At 57.2% G+C, this 18,860-nt stretch carries 19 protein-coding genes; 14 read left to right on the forward strand and 5 right to left on the reverse strand.

Annotated features, from left to right (window positions below; genetic code table 11):
- Positions 1 to 254 precede the first annotated feature (254 nt).
- A complete protein-coding gene (grxC, locus tag KGB24_RS23775; protein WP_008033960.1) occupies positions 255 to 506 on the reverse strand; it encodes a glutaredoxin 3 in 252 nt (83 codons plus the stop codon).
- Positions 507 to 533: 27 nt separating this feature from the next.
- Positions 534 to 1,052: a carboxymuconolactone decarboxylase family protein gene (locus KGB24_RS23780; protein WP_223415727.1), complete on the reverse strand. Its 519-nt coding sequence runs from the start codon at positions 1,050 to 1,052 to the stop codon at positions 534 to 536.
- Positions 1,053 to 1,186: 134 nt separating this feature from the next.
- Here KGB24_RS23780 and KGB24_RS23785 point away from each other — a divergent pair, with 134 nt between their 5' ends.
- From KGB24_RS23785 to KGB24_RS23815, 7 genes are all read left to right on the forward strand, one after another.
- On the forward strand, positions 1,187 to 2,014 hold the full coding sequence (locus tag KGB24_RS23785; RefSeq protein ID WP_008033956.1) for an AraC family transcriptional regulator: 828 nt from the start codon (positions 1,187 to 1,189) through the stop codon (positions 2,012 to 2,014).
- A 283-nt stretch (positions 2,015 to 2,297) separates the two neighbouring features.
- Entirely contained in the window at positions 2,298 to 2,795 is a 498-nt protein-coding gene (locus KGB24_RS23790; RefSeq protein ID WP_223415728.1) for a hypothetical protein, read from the forward strand.
- 154 nt (positions 2,796 to 2,949) lie between these two features.
- Positions 2,950 to 3,147 carry a hypothetical protein gene (locus KGB24_RS23795; RefSeq protein ID WP_223415729.1) on the forward strand — a complete coding sequence of 66 codons (198 nt, stop codon included), beginning with the start codon at positions 2,950 to 2,952 and terminating at the stop codon, positions 3,145 to 3,147.
- Between the two features lie 14 nt (positions 3,148 to 3,161).
- Positions 3,162 to 3,719, forward strand: coding sequence for a polysaccharide biosynthesis/export family protein (locus tag KGB24_RS23800; RefSeq protein WP_008033954.1), 558 nt, complete (start codon positions 3,162 to 3,164; stop codon positions 3,717 to 3,719).
- Between the two features lie 26 nt (positions 3,720 to 3,745).
- Positions 3,746 to 4,864: a hypothetical protein gene (locus tag KGB24_RS23805; protein ID WP_223415730.1), complete on the forward strand. Its 1,119-nt coding sequence runs from the start codon at positions 3,746 to 3,748 to the stop codon at positions 4,862 to 4,864.
- 20 nt (positions 4,865 to 4,884) lie between these two features.
- Positions 4,885 to 6,450 carry a GumC family protein gene (locus KGB24_RS23810; RefSeq protein WP_223415731.1) on the forward strand — a complete coding sequence of 522 codons (1,566 nt, stop codon included), beginning with the start codon at positions 4,885 to 4,887 and terminating at the stop codon, positions 6,448 to 6,450.
- 86 nt (positions 6,451 to 6,536) lie between these two features.
- Positions 6,537 to 7,268 carry a CpsD/CapB family tyrosine-protein kinase gene (locus KGB24_RS23815; RefSeq protein ID WP_223415742.1) on the forward strand — a complete coding sequence of 244 codons (732 nt, stop codon included), beginning with the start codon at positions 6,537 to 6,539 and terminating at the stop codon, positions 7,266 to 7,268.
- 46 nt (positions 7,269 to 7,314) lie between these two features.
- Here the strand turns inward: KGB24_RS23815 and galE are convergent, their stop codons facing one another.
- The 3 genes from galE to KGB24_RS23830 are packed head-to-tail and all read right to left on the reverse strand — an operon-like array spanning position 7,315 to position 12,483.
- Positions 7,315 to 8,292 carry a UDP-glucose 4-epimerase GalE gene (gene galE / locus KGB24_RS23820; RefSeq protein WP_008033945.1) on the reverse strand — a complete coding sequence of 326 codons (978 nt, stop codon included), beginning with the start codon at positions 8,290 to 8,292 and terminating at the stop codon, positions 7,315 to 7,317.
- Between the two features lie 43 nt (positions 8,293 to 8,335).
- Positions 8,336 to 10,957: a glycosyl hydrolase family 5 gene (locus KGB24_RS23825; protein WP_411736643.1), complete on the reverse strand. Its 2,622-nt coding sequence runs from the start codon at positions 10,955 to 10,957 to the stop codon at positions 8,336 to 8,338.
- Entirely contained in the window at positions 10,957 to 12,483 is a 1,527-nt protein-coding gene (locus KGB24_RS23830) for an O-antigen ligase family protein (RefSeq protein WP_008033942.1), read from the reverse strand. Before KGB24_RS23830 ends, KGB24_RS23825 begins: the two co-directional genes overlap by 1 nt.
- Positions 12,484 to 12,578: 95 nt before the next feature.
- Between KGB24_RS23830 and KGB24_RS23835 the strand changes: the two genes are divergently transcribed.
- From KGB24_RS23835 to KGB24_RS23865, 7 genes are all read left to right on the forward strand, one after another.
- Positions 12,579 to 13,955 carry an oligosaccharide flippase family protein gene (locus KGB24_RS23835; RefSeq protein WP_032829121.1) on the forward strand — a complete coding sequence of 459 codons (1,377 nt, stop codon included), beginning with the start codon at positions 12,579 to 12,581 and terminating at the stop codon, positions 13,953 to 13,955.
- Positions 13,956 to 14,007: 52 nt separating this feature from the next.
- Positions 14,008 to 14,202, forward strand: a complete 195-nt coding sequence (locus tag KGB24_RS23840) for a hypothetical protein (RefSeq protein ID WP_223415733.1) — start codon at positions 14,008 to 14,010, stop codon at positions 14,200 to 14,202.
- Entirely contained in the window at positions 14,199 to 15,662 is a 1,464-nt protein-coding gene (locus KGB24_RS23845; protein ID WP_223415734.1) for a GMC oxidoreductase, read from the forward strand. The genes KGB24_RS23840 and KGB24_RS23845 overlap by 4 nt, the downstream gene beginning before the upstream one ends.
- 75 nt (positions 15,663 to 15,737) lie before the next feature.
- Positions 15,738 to 16,349: an acyltransferase gene (locus KGB24_RS23850; protein ID WP_008033937.1), complete on the forward strand. Its 612-nt coding sequence runs from the start codon at positions 15,738 to 15,740 to the stop codon at positions 16,347 to 16,349.
- Entirely contained in the window at positions 16,346 to 17,302 is a 957-nt protein-coding gene (locus KGB24_RS23855; RefSeq protein WP_223415735.1) for a glycosyltransferase family 2 protein, read from the forward strand. The genes KGB24_RS23850 and KGB24_RS23855 overlap by 4 nt, the downstream gene beginning before the upstream one ends.
- An 8-nt stretch (positions 17,303 to 17,310) precedes the next feature.
- On the forward strand, positions 17,311 to 17,835 hold the full coding sequence (locus KGB24_RS23860; RefSeq protein WP_223415736.1) for a serine O-acetyltransferase: 525 nt from the start codon (positions 17,311 to 17,313) through the stop codon (positions 17,833 to 17,835).
- A 43-nt stretch (positions 17,836 to 17,878) separates the two neighbouring features.
- Positions 17,879 to 18,856, forward strand: a complete 978-nt coding sequence (locus KGB24_RS23865) for a glycosyltransferase family 2 protein (protein WP_223415743.1) — start codon at positions 17,879 to 17,881, stop codon at positions 18,854 to 18,856.
- The last annotated feature ends 4 nt before the right edge of the window (positions 18,857 to 18,860 follow it).

The following is an 18,860-nucleotide window of genomic DNA, read 5'->3' on the forward strand; positions in this document are numbered from 1 at the left end:
AGGTTCTGCGCAGTGGGCAACCCGGCATGGATGCCGGGTTAGCCGCCCCCGGCCATGGATGGCCGATGGCGGCGGGCCCACGGAGCAGGACCGGAGCGAGGGCATGGCGAGCCTTAGCGAGCCACCGTACGTCAGGGGCGCGGGCGCTTGGTTACTTGGCGCTTCTCCAAGTGACTCGCCGTAAGGGCGAAACCAATAGCGGCCGTTACCACAACAACGGATATGTACACCCCCCAAAAAAAACGTCACCGGCCTCAAGCAAGCATCGACATCAACCCCCCCTGACGATCAAGTTTGGCCAGCTCATCAAACCCACCAACATGCACATCACCGATAAAAATCTGCGGCACGCTGCGGCGACCGCTGCGGCTGAGCATCTCCTCAAACTTCCCAGGTTCCGATTGAACGTTTATTTCCTGTGCCGCAATGCCTCGGCTCGCCAGCAAAATCTTGGCGTTGCGGCAATAAGGGCAAGTGTCAGTGGTATAGAGCGTCACGGTGTTCATCAGCGGTTCTCCCGAATAGACAGTCGTTCAAGCATCGATGGCCGGAAAATCAATCTCGGTCAGGGCGACGTTGTTGAGGTAATTGGTCAAGGTCTGCGAGGCCACGTGAGCGATCACTTCGACAATCTTGCTGTCGTTGATCCCGGCTGCCCGTGCCGCTGCGATCTGCTCGCTGCTCAGGTGGCCACGGCTTTCAGTGATCTGCCGGGCAAGGGTGGCAAAGGCATTGAGCTGGCCGCTGCGGGCGCTGAGGATGTCTTGCGCGGATAACCCGGCCTTGCCGGCAAACAATGTGTGGGCCGCGAGGCAGTAGTCGCACCCATTCACCTGGGACGTGGCGAGGAAGATCGCTTCTTTCTCGGTGGCGCTCAGTGACGTTTTACCGAGGGTCGCAGACTGTTGCAGATAAGAGGACAGCACGGCGGGAGCATGCGCCAGGGTCTTGAAGACATTGGGCAAAAAACCGATTTTTTTCTGCACGCCTTCCAGCAGCGGGCGAGTGGCGTCGGTGGCGTGTTCGAGGCTCAGGGTGTTGATGCGGCTCATGGTGGATCTCCGTAGATGACGGCGCGGTGTGCGCTGGGTACGGGGTCCATGCTAATGACGAGTGCTGGTCTATTGGCTGCAAATCGTCGAGGATATGCGACTGATCGTCCAGATATGCCGCCCGGAGTCTGTCCATGGATCGCTTGTCCACCTTGCTCAGCCATTTCGGCGTCAGCGCCGGTACCTTCCACAGCGGGACCTTTTGCGGCACCACCGGTTTTGACGGTGATCAGGCCTGCGGGCACCTCCATCTGCTGCAATCCGGCGAGCTGACCCTGAAACTGGCCGATGAGCGCGCAATTGAGCTCAACACACCCACCTTGATTTTCTTCCCTCGGCCTTACCGCCACCGATTGATTGCCGCTGACACGTCCGACACGCAACTGGTGTGCGCCTCGCTGACGTTCGATGGCGGTGCGGGGAATGCGCTGGCGGCGGCGTTGCCCGATTACCTGGTGCTTGATCTCGATGAAGTGCCGACCATGGCCGGTACGCTGGACTGGCTGTTCAACGAAGCCTTCGGCGGCATTTGCGGTCGTGAAGCGATGATGGACCGCTTGTTCGAAGTGCTGGTGATCCAGTTGCTGCGGCACATTCTGACCAATCGTGAACAAAGCCCCGGCATGATGGCCGGTCTCGCCGACCCCCGCCTGGCACGCTCGTTAAGCCTGATGCACGACACGCCCGGCAAGTCCTGGACCGTGGCTGAGTTGTCGACGGCAGCCAACATGTCCCGGGCCAGTTTTGCCGAACACTTTCGTCAGGTGGTGGGGCAGACCCCGGTGGATTACCTGGTGAGCTGGCGCATAAGCCTGGCCCAGAAACGCTTGCGTGAAGGCAAGTCCATTGCCCTGATTGCCGATGAAGTGGGGTATGAAAGCCCTTCGGCGCTCGCCCGGGCATTTCGGCGCAAGACCGGCGTCAGTCCACGAGAGTGGATGCATGGCGGCCAGCGTCGATAGTTTTTTGTCGCCGGTGTTTCGGCAGGGGAAAAGCAAAGCATTCAGGCCCGTTTTCGGCAGGGCTGATGCCCATGTTTGAGTCGTTTCAAGGAGATAGAGACCCTTGTTGTGATGAGGACTAATTGTCGATTTATTGACGCCATTCTGCCTTGATTTTTATTTTAATTTATTGTTGTGACAGAGCATTGACGTGCTGGCTATGTGCTTATAGGCTCCAATCAGCTGGGTAACGAATCCTTCATTCGATATCAGGAACACCCTGTGTGCAGGGAGGCGGGCTTCAATGCGTTCATCACTGGTTCTCAAATCCGTTTTGTTCTGCGTGCTCTTTAATGGTGCGGCCATTGCCACCGCACAAACGGCCAATTTGACCCGTGAAATTAACCGCATGGGCGATGCTTGCCAAGCGTATGGTCCAAAAGCGGGCATGACCGCCGCCGAGCAGGGTGGTGCCCCTTCAACCGTAGCAAACGGTCTTGGCGCGGCAGCTTCGGCCAGCGATACCAGCTTCGCTGATACAGCAAAAAATCAAATCAACAGCCTTATAGAATCCGCCACCAAGGTGGGCGCCACCGTCAATAGTTCTTCCTGTGACGGATTAATGGCGCAACTTGCCATTGACAAGTTAACGGCAGATTCAGGTACGCAAAGTAAAGTTTTGAGTGGCGGGGATGATGCCCTCAGCAATCAATCGAATGCAGTTCCGTTAGCTGCTGCCGCCTGGTTGTTTTCATCCGCGTTATTCGGTTTTGTTATGGTCGCCAACCGGCGGAAGGTGTAGCTAGCTTTTTGTTTTTGCTGGCGATTGTGTGGCGCATTGACACTAGTGATTGATATCAATTTGATCTGCTAGTGGGTTTGGCGATGTATTAGCTGAATGACGGGCTCTATTAAACAGAGTGCTATTAATTTGGCAGGCAGACATCGAGGACGATATGTTTAACGACAACTTATTGTTAAATAAAAAACTTCCTTCGCCAGCTGTTTCCCTGCAGGCAATAGAGGCGTCGGGCCGACGAAAACCGGACGGCGTCGAGCGCAAAAAACTGCCCCTTGATCGTTTCCTTGACCTGAAAATGAGCAAGAGTGATTTACCCCGGATTTTATGCAAGACTCTTGGCAAGGCTACTTAGGCGGAGGGATCCCGATGTCGCGTTTCTGGTTACCTGTGGTCTGCGCGCTGGCAGTTATGCCCAGCATTTCCAATGCCGTCGCAAACGATGCTGCATACCGGTTGAGTCCGGGTGACAAGCTTGCCGTTTCCGTTTGGGGCGAAGACAAGCTCAAGCAGGACGTGATCGTTCTTCCCAACGGAAGCATTACCTTCCCGCTGGCAGGGCAAGTCGATGTGGCGGGTCTCGATACCACCGCAGTCGAAGAGAAAATTGCTGCCAAGCTTGTAAAGTACATACCCGATCCGCAGGTGAGCGTTGTCGTCACCAGCACGGATGGCAATCTCGTGTACGTGCAGGGCAAAGTGTTGAAGCCAGGCAGTGTCCATTTATCAGGTCAAACGTCAGTGCTGCAGGTTTTGAGCGTGGCGGGCGGGCTCGACAAGTTTGCCGACAAGGATGAAATCAAGGTCGTGCGACTCACCGGGTCCAAGCAACAGATCCTGCCAGTCAATTACGGCGATCTGATGTCCGGGCGTGACATGTCCACCAATATTCTCCTCCAGGCCGGCGATACGTTGGTCGTGCCTTAGACTTGCGCGATGCATTAAGGATTAACTTGCTTGCTCTTCGAACTACCGGGGTTGCCACTGCAACCCTGATTCTGTCGTGTTCCGGTGTGGCCCATGCGGCGACCTGGCAATCATCAATCGCGGTGCCTTCTACTGTCGAGTACGACAGCAATCCACTGTTGCTCACGAGTGGCGAGAAGGGCGTGACCCGCACCATCATCGCCCCCGAGTACGGCCTTGTCGGCACTGCCGGTCGGGATGAGTTTCAATTCGGTCTCGGTGTATACGTCGTGCGCTCTTCCGATACCGACATCGTGACGGACCGTGAGGACCCCCGATTGAAACTGGGGTGGCAGCGCGAAACCGAAACGGGCGGTTTTGGACTCACGGCCAAGTATGAAGAGAGCTCAACGCTCTCCACTGCCGTTCAGGAAACCGGCGTAGTGGCGGCCGATGGCACGCAGAAGCTTTATACCCTGGGCGGCAACTGGAGCAGGGCTCTCAGCGAGCGAAGTACCTTGCTCAACGAGACTGACTACACTCATGTCACTTACGACATTCCCACCCTGATCAACTACGACGAGCTGGCCACCCGCTTGACTTGGAACTACGCGTGGAGCGAGCAGACCGAGGTGTTCACCCGTTTAGGCGTCAGACGCTACGAGCCTGAGAAGGGCTCCACGGTGGCGTCTTCCTCAAACAGCTATACACCCACGGTCGGCGTGAATTTCCTGGTCTCCGAGCAGTTCAAGGGCACTGTGTACGCGGGCATCAATCAGGTTTCCGGTTCGGGTGAAGGTCCCAAGGGCCAGGGCGGATTGACCTTGCAATACACCGGCGAGCGGTTTGATGCACTCGTCGACGCCGGTCGCAGTACGGTCGCCAGTGGTGACGGCGGGTTCGTCGAGGCGGATAGCCTGAGGGGAACATTCAGTTACGCCATTGATGAGATTCGACGCACCGGTTTTGATGCCTACTGGCAAGACAGCAAAGGCCAGACGCCGAACACCCTGAGTAATTACAGTGCCTGGATCAGTCAAGAACTCTCGCCTTTTTGGATTGCGCGCCTATCCTTCACGTACAAGGAGCGCCAGCAGGACGGCTTGCCGGATGCCAGCGCAAATATTGTCGGGTTGACCCTGGTTTACAGTTACCCCGGACTCTGAAATTCAGGTGTGTGAGAAATATGGCCTCTGAATACGAAATGTCGGTCAACGACTACATAGCTATCGTCAAACACCACGCCGTGCTGTTGATCGTGAGTTGCGTGGCCATACTTGGCGTGAGCATCGCGGTCGCGATGTCGCTTCCGCCCACGTTCGAGTCCTCGGGCACGATCCTGATCGAGTCGCAGCAGATCTCGCCTGAACTGGTCGCGGCAAACAACGGCACCTTCGCCGATGAGCGCATCGAGGTCATTCGCCAGCGTGTGATGACCCGGGAGAATCTTGCCGCGATCATCGACAAATACAATCTGTTCTCTTCTCAAGGCCGGAATTTGAGCGTTTCCGAGAAAATCGATGAAATGCGCAATGCGATTGGAGTCACCCTGGTCAGCGCCGCGATCAAGGGGCGCGGGGAAGTGACGATTGCGTTTCGACTTTCCTTTGAGCACCGTCAGCCAGAGATTGCCAACAAAGTGGCCAACGAGCTGGTGACGCTGTTCCTGAATGAAAACATCAGGCAGCGCACCGAGCGCGCCAATGAAAACACAGAGTTCGCAAAGCAGGAGGCGGACAAGCTCGAGGTTGCCCTGAATGCCCAGGATAATCTCGTGGCAGACTTCAAGCAGAAGCACAGCAATGCGCTGCCCGAGAATCGGGAATTGCTCACCAACATGTTGACGCGCGCCGAAAACGACCTCAAAGAGGTCGACCGTGACTACAAGGCTGCCCGTGAGGATTTGCGTTTCAACGAGTTGGAGCTTATCGCTGCCAATGCTGGCGGAGTGACCACGCCTGGAGTAGCGGGTGCAGCCGCTGAGAAACCTCAGGATCTGAACAGCCTCAAGGCCGAGTACGTCCGTTTGCAGACGCTGTATACCGAAGCCCACCCTGATGTGCGTGCCGTGAAGCGCAAGATCGCTGCACTTGAGAAGAACACTGCGGTGGCGGGTAGTGCGGCAGTGCCCGTCAGTATGGATGTAGCGAAGGCTCAGGCGCGGATCGCCGCTACCGAAGCACGTATCAAGTCACTGGCCGATCAGAAGCAGCAGACGCTGCGGAAAATATCCGAATACGAAGCGCAGATTATTGAAACGCCGCAAGTCGAGCGTGGCCTGATCACTCTGATGCGCGACCATGACAACGCGAAAAAGAAATATGAGGAAATGCGCGCCAAGGAGATGAGTGCCAGAATTTCCGAAAGCCTGGAACAGGAAAACAAAGCGGAGCGTTTTGTTCTCCTGGAGTCGCCGTTGATGCCTGAAAAGCCGGTACGGCCGAACCGCAAGAAAGTGGTTGCCATGGGCTTCATCCTCGCCCCGGTGGGCGCTAGCGCATTGGTGATGCTCCTGGAAATGCTGACCCAGCGCGTGCGTGGAGCTGAAGCCCTGGGCAGTGTGTTGGGGCGGCGTGTACTGGTTGCCATTCCCTACATTCACACCAAGGCGGAGCTGGCGAGCCGCAAGAAGTGGCGAACGCGGTTGATCATTTGTGGGATAGTGGCAATCGTGATTTTTCTGGTGCTCCTGCACTTCCTCTACATGCCACTGGATCTTTTGATATTTAAAGTTTTGGGCCGGTTTGCATAAGGAATACAGCCATGGAAATAAACAAGCCCGATACCGAAGGTGATGTACAACAGTCCTCCTCGGCTCTCGTGACCACGCCAAAAGCCATGACCGCAACCGGGCACTCTGCGGGTCTGAATGCGCTCAGCTATGTGCAAACCAAAGTTGTGCCTTTGCGCCCGGACCATCTCGAGCGCAACCGCATTGTGGCGTACAACAAGAATTCGAACATGGGCGGGGCGTTCGATCTGCTGCGCACACAAGTTCTGAAAATCATGGAAGAAAACGGCTGGCGTACGCTTGCCATCACCTCGCCGACGCCGGAGGCAGGCAAGACGGTCCTGGCGATCAACCTGGCAATGAGCATCGCCCATCACACTACCAAGACTGCATTGCTGGTGGATTTTGACTTGCGTCGTCCGACGGTGGGTGCCTGCCTGGGGCTGCCGATGGAGAAGTCGCTCAATGAATACCTGGCCGACGAAGCGGAACTGCAGGAGGTTCTGGTCAACCCGACCTTGCCGCGCTTTGTAGTCCTGCCGACCCGTAAACCGATTCCTCTCTCCACCGAGGTGTTGTCATCGCCCGCAGTGACCCATTTGATTAGTGATCTGCGTGAACGCTACAACTCGCGTATCGTGATTTTCGACTTGCCGCCCATCCTCAGCTCGGACGATGTGATTACCGTCCTGCCCAAATTCGACTGCGTTCTGCTCGTGGTCGCCAACGGCATGAACAGCAAGAAAGAGATCGAGGAAAGCCTGCATCACCTGGGCTCAGCCAATCTGATTGGCACGGTGCTGAACAAGGCCGAGCCGCAAAACCGCTCTTACTACTAGCGCGTCACCCTTCGGCGCATGGCGCTCAATGCGCCAGCGCCGACTGTCAGTGCCAAGGGTGCTTCTGCTCCCACTTCCAGGCGTGCGTCACGATCTCTTCAAGCGAGGCAAATTGTGTTTGCCAGCCCAGTATTGCGTTGGCCTTTCGTGGATCGGCCACCAGCCGTGGCGGGTCGCCGGCACGGCGGGGCGCTTCACTGACGCAGAAGTCCTGGCCGGTAACACGACGCGCAGTGTCTATCACTTCCTGTACTGAAAACCCTTGGCCGTTACCGAGGTTGAACGCCGTGCTTGCGCCCCCGGCCAGCAGATAATCCACGGCGAGTGCGTGAGCGGCAACGAGATCGACCACGTGGACGTAGTCGCGAATACAGGTGCCGTCCGGCGTGTCGTAATCCCGACCAAATACGGTGATGGATTCACGTCGGCCCGAGGCCGCTTGCAGGATCAGTGGCAGCAGGTGGGTTTCCGGTTCATGGCGTTCACCCAGCTGTCCTTCAGGGTCGGCGCCGGCGGCATTGAAGTAGCGCAGGCAGACCGATTTCAGACCGTAGGCGCGGTCGAAGTCTTCCAGCATCTGCTCCACCATCCACTTGCTGCGGCCATAAGGGTTGATGGCAGCCTTGGGATGTTCTTCATCGATGGGCACGTACACCGGGTCGCCATAGACGGCGGCGGTCGAAGAAAAAACCAAGTGTTTGACCTTCGCACGCACCATGGCTTGTAGCAGCGTCAAAGTAGCGGCGAGGTTGTTCTGGTAATACTTGGCAGGTTCGGTGACGGATTCGCCGACCTGGATAAATGAAGCGAAGTGGAACACCGCATCAAAGTGCTCTGTGGCAAATACAGCGTCCAGGGCTTGCGCATCGGCGATGTCCAGTTCGACCAGTTTTCCGCCCGGCAAGGCGCTGCGGTAGCCAGTGGAAAAGTTGTCTGCCACCACCAGCTCATGACCCGCACGCAGCAATTGCTTAACCATGTGCGAGCCGATGTAGCCTGCGCCGCCAATCACCAAAAATTTCATCCTGGCCTCCTGGAAACTGTTCCTGTGCAAGCGGATTACAACCTCAGCGGGTGGCGTTTTTTCTCAAAAACAACCAATTGGACATCTGCAGGTCGTCGAACTTGATCGTATAGCGTCCATCAACATAGGTCGCGGGCAGTTTCTTCATTTGCGCGAGCGTGCCGTGGGTGAATAGCGTCAGGCCAGGCGGTGCCTGGATGCTCAGCGTGCCTTCCAGAGGCTCCACGTAAAACGGTGTTTTTTCGTCTTCTTTGGGGACGGCGCGGGTGCCCAATGAGATCAGCAAATCCTTCGATTGTCCGAGGGGGGCGTTGTCCAGGCTCTGCACCACCACACTGGCATTTGCCGTTTTCACTTGCACCTTGATGTTGCCCAGGCTGATCGATTCGCCGCCGATCCAGCCGGTGGCAGCCTGGCTACGCGGCGTATCGATGGTGTAGACGCCTTGGTTCCAGTTGCGCTTCAGTTCGCCGGTGTCTGTGGTCGACTCGCTGGCATTGGCGTCCAGCAACGATTGGTCAGGGTCATGAAACACCTGTGCATTGCTCGCGATAGCGCCCGACTGCAACCAGGGCAGTTCTGGCGTCTGAGGCATTGCGATTTGCAGCTTGCCTTTCTCCATGGCGGTGCGCAGCAACGCGGAGTTGGCCGGCGTGATTGGATGGTTGAACAGGGTGCTTGGTGTCGGCGCGAAGACATACGTCGTGTTGGCTTCGCTGACGTCACCGCGACGATAGAGCAAGGCGGCGGCGGGCAGGGTGGCCAGCATGGCGGGGTCGTTGTAGGCGTGCCAGTTATCGGCCGTTACCCAGCCGCCGTCGAGTGATTGCTGGCTGTAGGCATATTGCATCAGCGCGTCCCAGCCTTGGTGGCTGGCGGTGCCGGCGACATAGAGTGGCAAGGAGTGACGGTCGGGTGTCGGGAACGGTTCATTGTTCCACTCGGTGACGGTCAGGGGCTTGCCCGTCACTTGGCCGGCGGCAATCCAGTCGATGATGCCGGCGGTGGTGAGCGGGTTTTTCTCCAGCTGGCCTGCGCCACCGTAGCTGTGAACGTCAACGACGTCGCCGGCAGTCAGGGCTGGCAAGGAGCTCAGGCCATTACCGCCCCAGCTGCTGGTGGTGGCGATGGGCACCTTTACGCCGAGCTCACGCAAGTGCTGAATCATGTCGACGTTGAAGCGTCGCTCCAGATCGTTGAGGAACAGCTTGGACGGACCATGTTCCCAGGAACGCCATGTTTTGCTTGCAGGCAGATCATGCTGGCCGGCAAAGGCCTGGGCCTCGGCCATGTAGACTTTGTTGTGCTTCGGCACATTTTTGTCCGGCAACAGGGCGTTGCCAAAGTGATGGGTGATGTCGTTTTCGTTGGTGATCAGTACGGCGGCGATGGCCGGATCGTCTTTGTAGGCGAGGCCGGTGTAGGTGTTTACATGGGTCAGATAGGCTTCGGCAAAGCGCTTCATGGCCTGCTGGATAGTGACGTTCACATACGCATAACCTTTGAGATCCGCGTTGTTCTGATTGTTTTTCGGGATCTCATCGAAGCCAAAGATGTTGTCCTTTTCAGTAAAGGTTCGCTCGACATGCATGTCGAGCCAGACATAAATGCCTTCGTCCTTCAGGCACTTGATCCACCAGTCGATTTTTTTCAGCGACTCCGGGCTGGGTTGCTGGGTGTCACGCGTCTGGTCGCGGTCGCCAAAAATGTTCGGGCTGACCCATGGCGAGTCATGGTGGTGCAGGCGTACCAGATTGAAGCCGAGGGCTGACAGGCGTTTGGCCTGTTGCTTGATGGCCTCGTCTGAGGTGCGAAACAGTGCATAGGACGTGATGTTGGTGCCCCAGAAACGCGCCGGGGTGTTGTCGGCGAACATCAGTTGCTCGCCGGATGCTTTGACGAAACCGCGCTTGCCGGCAGGTTTTTCGTCAGCATTCAGAAACGACAGATCGACCGGTGAGGTTTTTACGTCGACTTTGTCGCTCGGCCAACTTGTCGGGTCCTCCAGGCCGAAGCGTTCGGTCAGGGTCGGGCCGAGTGTCACATCACCCGAGACGCTCAAGGTGGCTTTGACGTTCTGGTGGCCGGGCCTGATCGTGTTTTTGTAGAAAAAGGCGCGCACTTCGGATCGGTCGCCGGGTTCAAAATACACACTCGCCAGTGCCGGTTCAAAACGCATCTCGATGCGTCGTCCTTGTGCCTTTCCCCACGCCCAGCCGCTGTTGTCAGGGAGCAGCACTGGTTCGCCCATTTCTTCAGCGAACAGTGCCGGGTCAAATTTGAAGACGATGCCCCCGCCCATCACGCCCGATTTTGTGCCGTGCGCATCGAGGGCAAAGTTCCAGGTCAGCTTTTGCTCGCCGTCCTTTTGAATCTGCGCCGTCAAGTCGAAGTCCAGGTCTTTGTTCTGTCCTTCCAGGGAGTAGCTGTAGGGGCTGTTTATCTTGAACCGGGATGCAAAATACGACCAGTCCCAATTGCTCCCCCAGAAGGTGAATATCGACGCCACGACGGGGCTGCCGCCGCGCGTCAGCATCGGCAGGCCGCTACGCTCATCCACGCTCGCGACCCAGTCAGACGCCCAACTCCTGAACGGCCAGACGGCAAGGCACAGGAGCGCTATGAGTAGCAGGGGGGAGCGGCGAAACGAGGTGGGCATTGGCATTACCGGATTTGAGGGTGGGCACTCACAGCGATTGCACGTGAGGTGTGCTTGAGCCTGCGAACCATCTGAGCATAGGCAACGCCCAGCCCGGCCACCGACCAATACACCACGGGGATAACCGTGATGCTGCTGACGGTAACGATGGTCACCAGTATCCCCGCCAGGGTCGCGAAGAGCGCACGTCCCAGTCGGCGCGTCTCATCGTCCTTGTCGGAAAAAGAACGCATTGCCTTGCGCAGACCGAAGAGCACCGTGGCGAAAAAAGCCACGAACAGTGTCAGCCCGATCAACCCGACCTGCAGCGCCACGTTGATGTAGGTGTTCACGATATCGATGATGCCCTGGCCCTGAATCATGGACTGCATTTCCGGCGTGTTGCGGAAGTCGAAAGCGCCGAGCAAGGGATTGCGCTGGATCACGATCAGTGCGTTATCGATCAAGCGTTGTCGGTAGGTGATGTTCTCTACTTCGATCGTGCCGAAGAACGGTAGCAGGTCCAGCACTTTTTGCCCGCCAGGCAGGATTGCCAGCAAGGGCAGGGCGAGCACTCCGGCCAACGCCAACAGGATCAGGCGTTTGACAGCACTGCGGCCGGTGGCGATGAAGGTTGCGATCATGACAGCGGCCCCGATCCACGGGCCACGCGACAGCGGTGCAAACAACCCGCCGGCCAGCAACAGTGCGCCGAGGCGGCGCTGGAACTTGCTGCGCACGTTTTCGTGCAAATACAGATAAAGGCCGATGGCAGTGCTGATCACGAAGCCCAGCGCAATCGCCTGGCCGGTCGTTGCGCTGGCGCGTAACGAGCCGCCACGGCTCAGGTAGCTGGACATTTCCCAGTGCATGCCCAAAGCGTCGATCAACGCGCTGTACAGCAGCCAGCTTCGGACAAATTCGAACAGGCCGATAATCGACAACACCATGGCTGCGAGGACAAAGGCCAACAGTGCGTCCTTGAAGTCACTGAGGTTTTTCAGTGCCCGGCTGGCCACGTAGTACGGCAGAAAAACGTCGATGAACATATAGAGCGTTTGGCGCAAGGTGTCGGTGAGCGTGGTTTCGCGCAGCAACAGCAGGCTCGACAGCAGGAGGTTGGCGGCCAACAGTTTATCGGGCCAGGTCCGGCCGAATGCCGGCGTGTCTGCACGTCTGCGCAGCACAAAAAACGCCGGCAGCAAAACGCACAAGGACAGGAGGCGAATATGGTTGAGGTCAAAAAAGTAATTGATCACGCCCAGGCCCGGAATCTGTGCCGAGACCGGCGGGATCAGAAACAGCAGAAAGAAGAACAGCGCGATAGGGTTGCGCTCGCGTTTTCCTGCAAAGGTCAAGACGATGGTGGCAACGGCTGCATACACCCAGAAACTGTGCGAGACGAAGGCCAGGAACGTCAATACAAACCACAGATTTCGGCGGCGTGTGACGTCACTGTAGGGGACAAGGTCCGCTGCAGCTCGGCGTGAAAGGGTAAAAACGATGCCGGCCAAAACCAGAATGACGGTTAACGCGCGTAGGTGCTCAGGCATGAGTTTTCAAACTTATTGAATGGTGAGCGAAGGATAGTGGAATGCCTGATTGCGGCTATAGTAACTTGCGTACCACTGAGTCCGGGATTGATGTTATGCCTTCAATTGATTTATCGCCATCGTTGAGCCTTCGTAAGCGAGCGATATTTGCCGGGGCTTGGAATCTTGGCGCGCTGGTGACATCTCAGGCCATTCGCTTGGGCGGCAACCTGATTATGGCCCGACTGCTGATGCCGGAGATGTTCGGCATCATGGTAATCGCCACCACCGTTTCGGTGGTCCTGCACTTGCTGTCTGATGCGGGCTTGCGGCAGAACATCATCCAGAGCCCGCGTGGCGACGATCCGGTGTTTCTCAATACTGTCTGGACCGTGCAGATCGTGCGCGGTTTTGTCCTTTTTGTCTCGACGCTACTGATCGCGGGTTTCGCCTGGTTTGCGCAGACCATCAACCTGTGGTCGCCAGAATCCACCTACGCGGCACCCGAGTTGCCGCTGGTGTTGGCCCTTACCGGTTTCTCCGCGGTCCTCTATGGTCTGCAGTCGACGAAAGTCGACGTGGCCGTGCGCGCATTCCAGCAAAAGAAAGTCGTGCTCGCCGAGTTCGCGTCCCAGATCTCCGGCCTGCTGGTGATGCTGGTGATCGGTTACTTCACCCGGTCGATCTGGTCGCTGGTGGGGGCGGGTCTCGTCGCTGCTCTGGTCAGTACGTTGCTAGGTCATATCTGGTTCCAGGGGCCACCTAACCGCCTGTTGTGGGACCGTACCGCGCTCAAGGAACTAGTCGTCTTCGGCCGCTGGATCCTGTTGTCTTCGGCAGTGGGCGTACTCGCCATGAATGGTGATCGCATCTGGTTCGGCGGCAGCATGTCGGCCGCCGAACTAGGGGTCTACTCCATTGCCGTGCTGATTCTGGGTGCTTTTGCACTCGGCGTGCAGAGGTTGGTGGGCGCCGTAGCCTTGCCAGCCTTCAGCGAGGCCACGAGAAACAATGACACCGTGCGGTTTCGCGCGCTGTACTACCGTTTCAGGCTGATTATCGACATCGCCTTACTGTTTGCCTGCGGGTTGTTCTGGACCATCAGCCCGCTCATCATTCACTGGTTGTACGATGAGCGTTATGCCGAGGCCGGCAACATGATGGCCGTGCTTTCACTGTCTTTCTTCACCTTGCGCTACACGGTGTCGCATCAGGCGTGGCTTGCCCAGGGACTCACGAAATTCCAGGCGATGGATAACATTATTCGCGCCCTCTCGTTATGGGTGTTGCTACCGCTGTTACTGGCCATTGGCGGAGTGAAATATGCGATTTGGGGCGTCGCTCTGCATACATTTCCGACCCTTGTGCTAATAGTTTATGTGAATCGTCGTATAGGGCTGTTCGATCTCAAGCGTGAGCTGGCTGTGCTGCCAATGGTGTTGGTGGGGATTGGGTGTGGGGAGTTGGTGTTGGGCATTGCCAAATGGCTTTGACTTGATTCAAGTCTTTTGCGGTTTTCAGTTTCAATGTCGGGGAGCTTGAAGCATGAGTGAACTTGATTTGAATACCTTTGCGATGGGGCGCAGAGAACTCCTCCAGGCGTTTGCTCTATTAAGTCTGGGGGGCGTGACATTTGGACTGCCCTCGCTCCTTGCTTCGCCTTCTTCTGAAAAAAGCGGGTTTGTCGTCGTCAACGGCTGGGTGTTGCCGGCCCAGTATTTTCGGCAAACGCGAACATGATCAAAGATTACCAATCGCAGAAAGAACTCCGCGATCACTATGACTTCTGCATCATCGGGGCCGGGCCGGCGGGCATCACGCTGGCGTTGCGCCTGGCCGGGAATGGTCGACACGTGCTGCTTCTCGAGGGCGGGGGGCACGAATATTCGCAGCCCTCGCAAGCCCTATATGACTGCCCCTCGACAGGCATGGATGTCTACGCACAAGAAACACGCTTGCGCTTTCTCGGCGGCACGTCCAACCACTGGGCGGGGCGTTGCCGTCCCTTCGAGAAGTCAGACTTCGAAGTGGCTCCTCCCGTCAAACTGCCCGGCTGGCCCATCGCGTTTTCCGAGATCGAGCGTTATCTGCCGGCGGCCATGGCCATCGTGGATCTTCCGGCGGATGCGGGGTTCAAGGCCATCAATGTGTCTATGGGCGGCGACGACTTTGAAGCGGATCGTTTCCTGCTGAGCCCGCCGACACGATTTGCACAAAAGTACGCCAAGGAACTTCAAGAGACCGAGGGGCTTGATGTCTTTATCAATTGCAACTGTGTCGATCTTGAGTTCGATGCCAAGACCGGCGGCATAGCCACCGTCGTTGTGTCCGATTACGAGAAACACCGGGAACGAGTGAAGGCAAAGCAATTCATTCTGGCAATGGGCGCCATCGAGAATGCCCGGCAACTGATGAACAGCGAGTCCCTGGCATCCGCCGGCATTGTCAGCAAGGACGGTTTCGTCGGCAGATGTTTCATGGAACACCTGAACCTCGACCTGGGCACCTTCATTCTGGGGGAGGGGCAGAGTACCGAGCCTCGGCAGTATTTCACCACCGACGCGTTTGTCGCGCACTATCAGTCAGGTAAAGGGAACATCTCTGCTGCGCTGCTGGAGGAAGTGAAGGCCTATGGGCGAATGGCAGCCATCAAGGACTTTTTGGAGACCCTCGTCTGCGACGTCGGGTTGGCGCACAAGATCGATTTCATTACGAACTTCAATTGCCCTGGCGACGGGGTGATTACCACCCTCATCGAACAATTTCCCAACCGCAACAGTCGCGTCAATTTGCTCGAAGCGCGAGATGCCTTGGGGATGCGCAAGGTCAACATCAACTGGGAGCTGGTCCCCGAAGACAGACACACCATCAAATCGATAGGGCTGGAGGTCGCCAAGTGTTTTGCCGAGACGGGGCTGGGCTTCGTCAAGCTGGATGAGTACGTGTATGACGTCTCTGTGCCACTGAAAGTGGCGCCCCATGCTCATCATATGGGGACTACACGGATGGCCTCGGCGCCTGAGTCCGGTGTGGTCGACGAGAACTGCAAAGTGTTCGGCACCGACAATCTTTACGTGGCGGGCAGTAGTGTCTTTCCTACAGCCGGTGCGAGCAATCCGACCATGCCACTTTTACAGCTTGCCCTGAGGCTGGCAGATCATCTCAATCATCAAGCAGGCCCGGCGGGCAGATATTCCTGATACTACAATCAAAAAAACCGGGGTGTACCTGGCTCTGGCACGGATGAACATCGCAGGATTTGTGAGGCTGACAGGATGATAGGGCTGGCAAGACGTGCTGTAAGTTATTACGTCAACAAAACGGGGCGGGGACGCTGGCTCTTTAAACGGTTTTGTAATCCTGACGGGTTCGAGTGGGCTCGATATCTGGCGCGCTGGGGATCGCTGCATTCCGTCGGCAGCAATGTGTGGATCAATATCGGGTGCAATATCGCGGACCCTTCGCTGGTGCGCCTCGGCAACAATATCGCTTTAGCGGATTGCACGCTGTTCTGCCACGATGGAGCCGTTTTCTTCTCCACTATCTACAACGTAAAACTCGATTCTGTCGGACCTGTCGACATCCGTGACAACTGCTTTGTCGGGCATGCTGCGATCATCATGCCGTGCGTGACCGTAGGTCCGGGTTCAATTGTCGCCGCAGGTGCTGTTGTCAGGAAAGATGTTCCGCCTGGTGTCGTGGTCGCGGGCAATCCAGCGAGGGTCATTTGTACCGTTGACGAGCTGATGAAAAAATTCGAGACGCGCTGCAACGACTATCCGTGGATGGACATGATCAGAGAGCGCAACGGTGCCTACGATCCAAGCGTGGAGCCGGCGCTGATGGCCATGCGAGTGCAGTACTTTTTTGGCGAGTCACCAAAATGATCAATACTCCCCTCGATGTGCTGGTCGTCAACTACAACACAGCGAAGCTGTTGCAGCCGATGTTTGATGCATTGCGCCAGTCAAACAGTGCGGATCTGACGCGCTATCTGGTCGTGGACAATGCCTCTGCCGATAATTCACTGGAGCGTCTGGAAAATGTTTGCCCAGAGGCATTGTTGGTGGCCAATGAAAACAATGTGGGCTTTGGCCGCGCCAACAATCAGTTGGTTGAACACTTGCAGGGCAAGTACGCGTTGCTCATCAATACCGATGCCTTCGTTGCCGCCGATACCCTGAAAAAAACCCTCGACTACATGGAGGCTCATCCGGATTGCGGTGTCCTCGGCGTTCGGCTGGTTGGTCGGGAAGGCGATTTGCAGCCTTCGTGTCGCTACTTCCCGACGCCGCTGAATGTCTTCCTCTCGCGTACCGGGCTTGAATGGTTTTTCCCCGTGGTGAAGAGGGTGGATGACATGGACTGGGATCACGCCTCGGTCCGTGAGTGCGACTGGGTGCCCGGGTGCTATTACCTGATTCGCCGGGAAGTCATCGACCAGGTGGGCTTGTTCGACCCGCGCTACTTCCTTTACTACGAGGAAGTTGACCACTGCAAACGCGTTAAACAGGCCGGTTGGAAAGTGGTTTTTTACCCGCATACCACGGTGGTGCATATCGGTGGTGAAAGTGCCAAAACGGTGGTTGAGCTCAACGCGGTCAGTCGGCAAATACCCAAGATGCAAATCGAAAGCGAACTGTTGTACTTCCGCAAGCACCACGGTCTGCTGGGCTTGGCCTGGCATATGTTCCTGGTTTGCCTGGGGGATCTGGTTCTGGCGCTGAAGGCGCTGCTCAAAGGTCGCGGCCGTGCTGCCATCTCGGTGTGCTGGCAGCATACGCGTGCCACTTGGGCGCTGCTGCGTGATACCCGATTCGCTACCCAACCCACACGGTAGGTCAATCAATGTTCGAGAATATACGGGCGGACTTGCGTGCCTATGGCGGTGACTGGGGCGCTCAGGGATTCTGGGTCATGCTGGTTTATCGCTTCGGGCGCTGGCGCTACGGTGTGCGCCCGGCACTGTTACGCAAAGTGCTCTCCTTTATCTACAAAGTGCTCTTCAAACTGGTGCAGATCGTGACGGGCATCGAGTTGCCCTGTGAAGTCGTGATCGGGCGCAACTTCGTCATCGATCATTTCGGCGGCATTGTGATCAGTGGCTATGCGCAGTTTGGCGATGATTGCCGGATCCGCAATGGCGTCGTCGTGGGCCTGAAGAATGTGAACGAGCCGATTGCCCCGGTGATTGGCAATAATGTGGATATCGGCACCGGGGCCAAGGTATTGGGCAACATCCGCATTGGTAACAATGTCGTGATCGGCGCCAACGCCGTGGTGCTGACCGACGTACCCGACGACTCGGTAGCCGTGGGTGTGCCCGCGACCATCAAGAAAAGGAAGTCAGTAGAAACTGAGGAATACTCATGAGTTATCCGAACGCCTGTTTCGATGGCGGCGCTGAGTGAACGTCATGACTACCGGCATGGGTGTTGTTGTCATCGGTCGTAATGAAGGCCTGCGGTTGCAGCGTTGCCTGGCGTCGCTGGTTGATGCGGCGCAGCAGGTTGTTTATGTCGACTCGGGCTCAACCGATGGTTCGGTGTCAATGGCGCAGGCGCTTGGTGTCGAGGTGGTCGAGCTGGATATGAGCATCCCGTTTACGGCTGCACGTGCGCGCAATGAAGGATTTGCCTGCGTGCAACGCCTGTTGCCTTCGCTGCGTCACGTGCAGTTCGTCGATGGTGATTGCGAGGTCGTCGGCGGCTGGCTGTCAAAGGCGCAAGCCTTTCTGGATGCGCATCCTGAGGTGGCGGTGGTGTGTGGACGACGTCGTGAGCGCTTTCCTCAACATTCGATTTACAACCTGTTGTGCGATCTCGAATGGGACACGCCGATAGGTGAGGCCAAGGCCTGCGGGGGCGATGCGCTGATGCGGGCTGAGGCCTTTGCCGAAGTGTCGGGGTTTCGACCGGATCTGATTGCCGGGGAAGAGCCCGAATTGTGTGTGCGGCTGCGTGCCAAGGGCTGGAAAGTCTGGCGGCTGCCAGAGGAAATGACCCTGCACGATGCGACCATGACCCGGTTCGGCCAATGGTGGAAGCGAACCTTGCGCGGCGGTTACGCTTTTGCCGAAGGTGCTTATTTGCATGGGGCGGCCCCCGAGCAGCATTGGTTGCGTGAGTCACGCCGCGCCTGGTTCTGGGGCCTGGGCATTCCGCTGGCAACTGTTCTCGCCAGCCTGGTGCTGGGAGGGGCCGGCCTGCTGTTGCTGCTGGTCTATCCATTGCAAGTCGTGCGCCTGGCCCGTCGGGGTGCGGGTTCCGCGCGGGAAAACTGGCTGCAGGCATTCTTTCTGGTGCTGGGGAAGTTTCCCGAGATGCTGGGGCAATTGAAGTTTCTTTTGAACAGGTTCGGCGCTCGCAAGTCCGCGTTGATCGAATACAAGTGAGACT

The organism is Pseudomonas sp. BF-RE-25 (genome assembly GCF_019956105.1).
Lineage (GTDB): Bacteria > Pseudomonadota > Gammaproteobacteria > Pseudomonadales > Pseudomonadaceae > Aquipseudomonas > Aquipseudomonas migulae.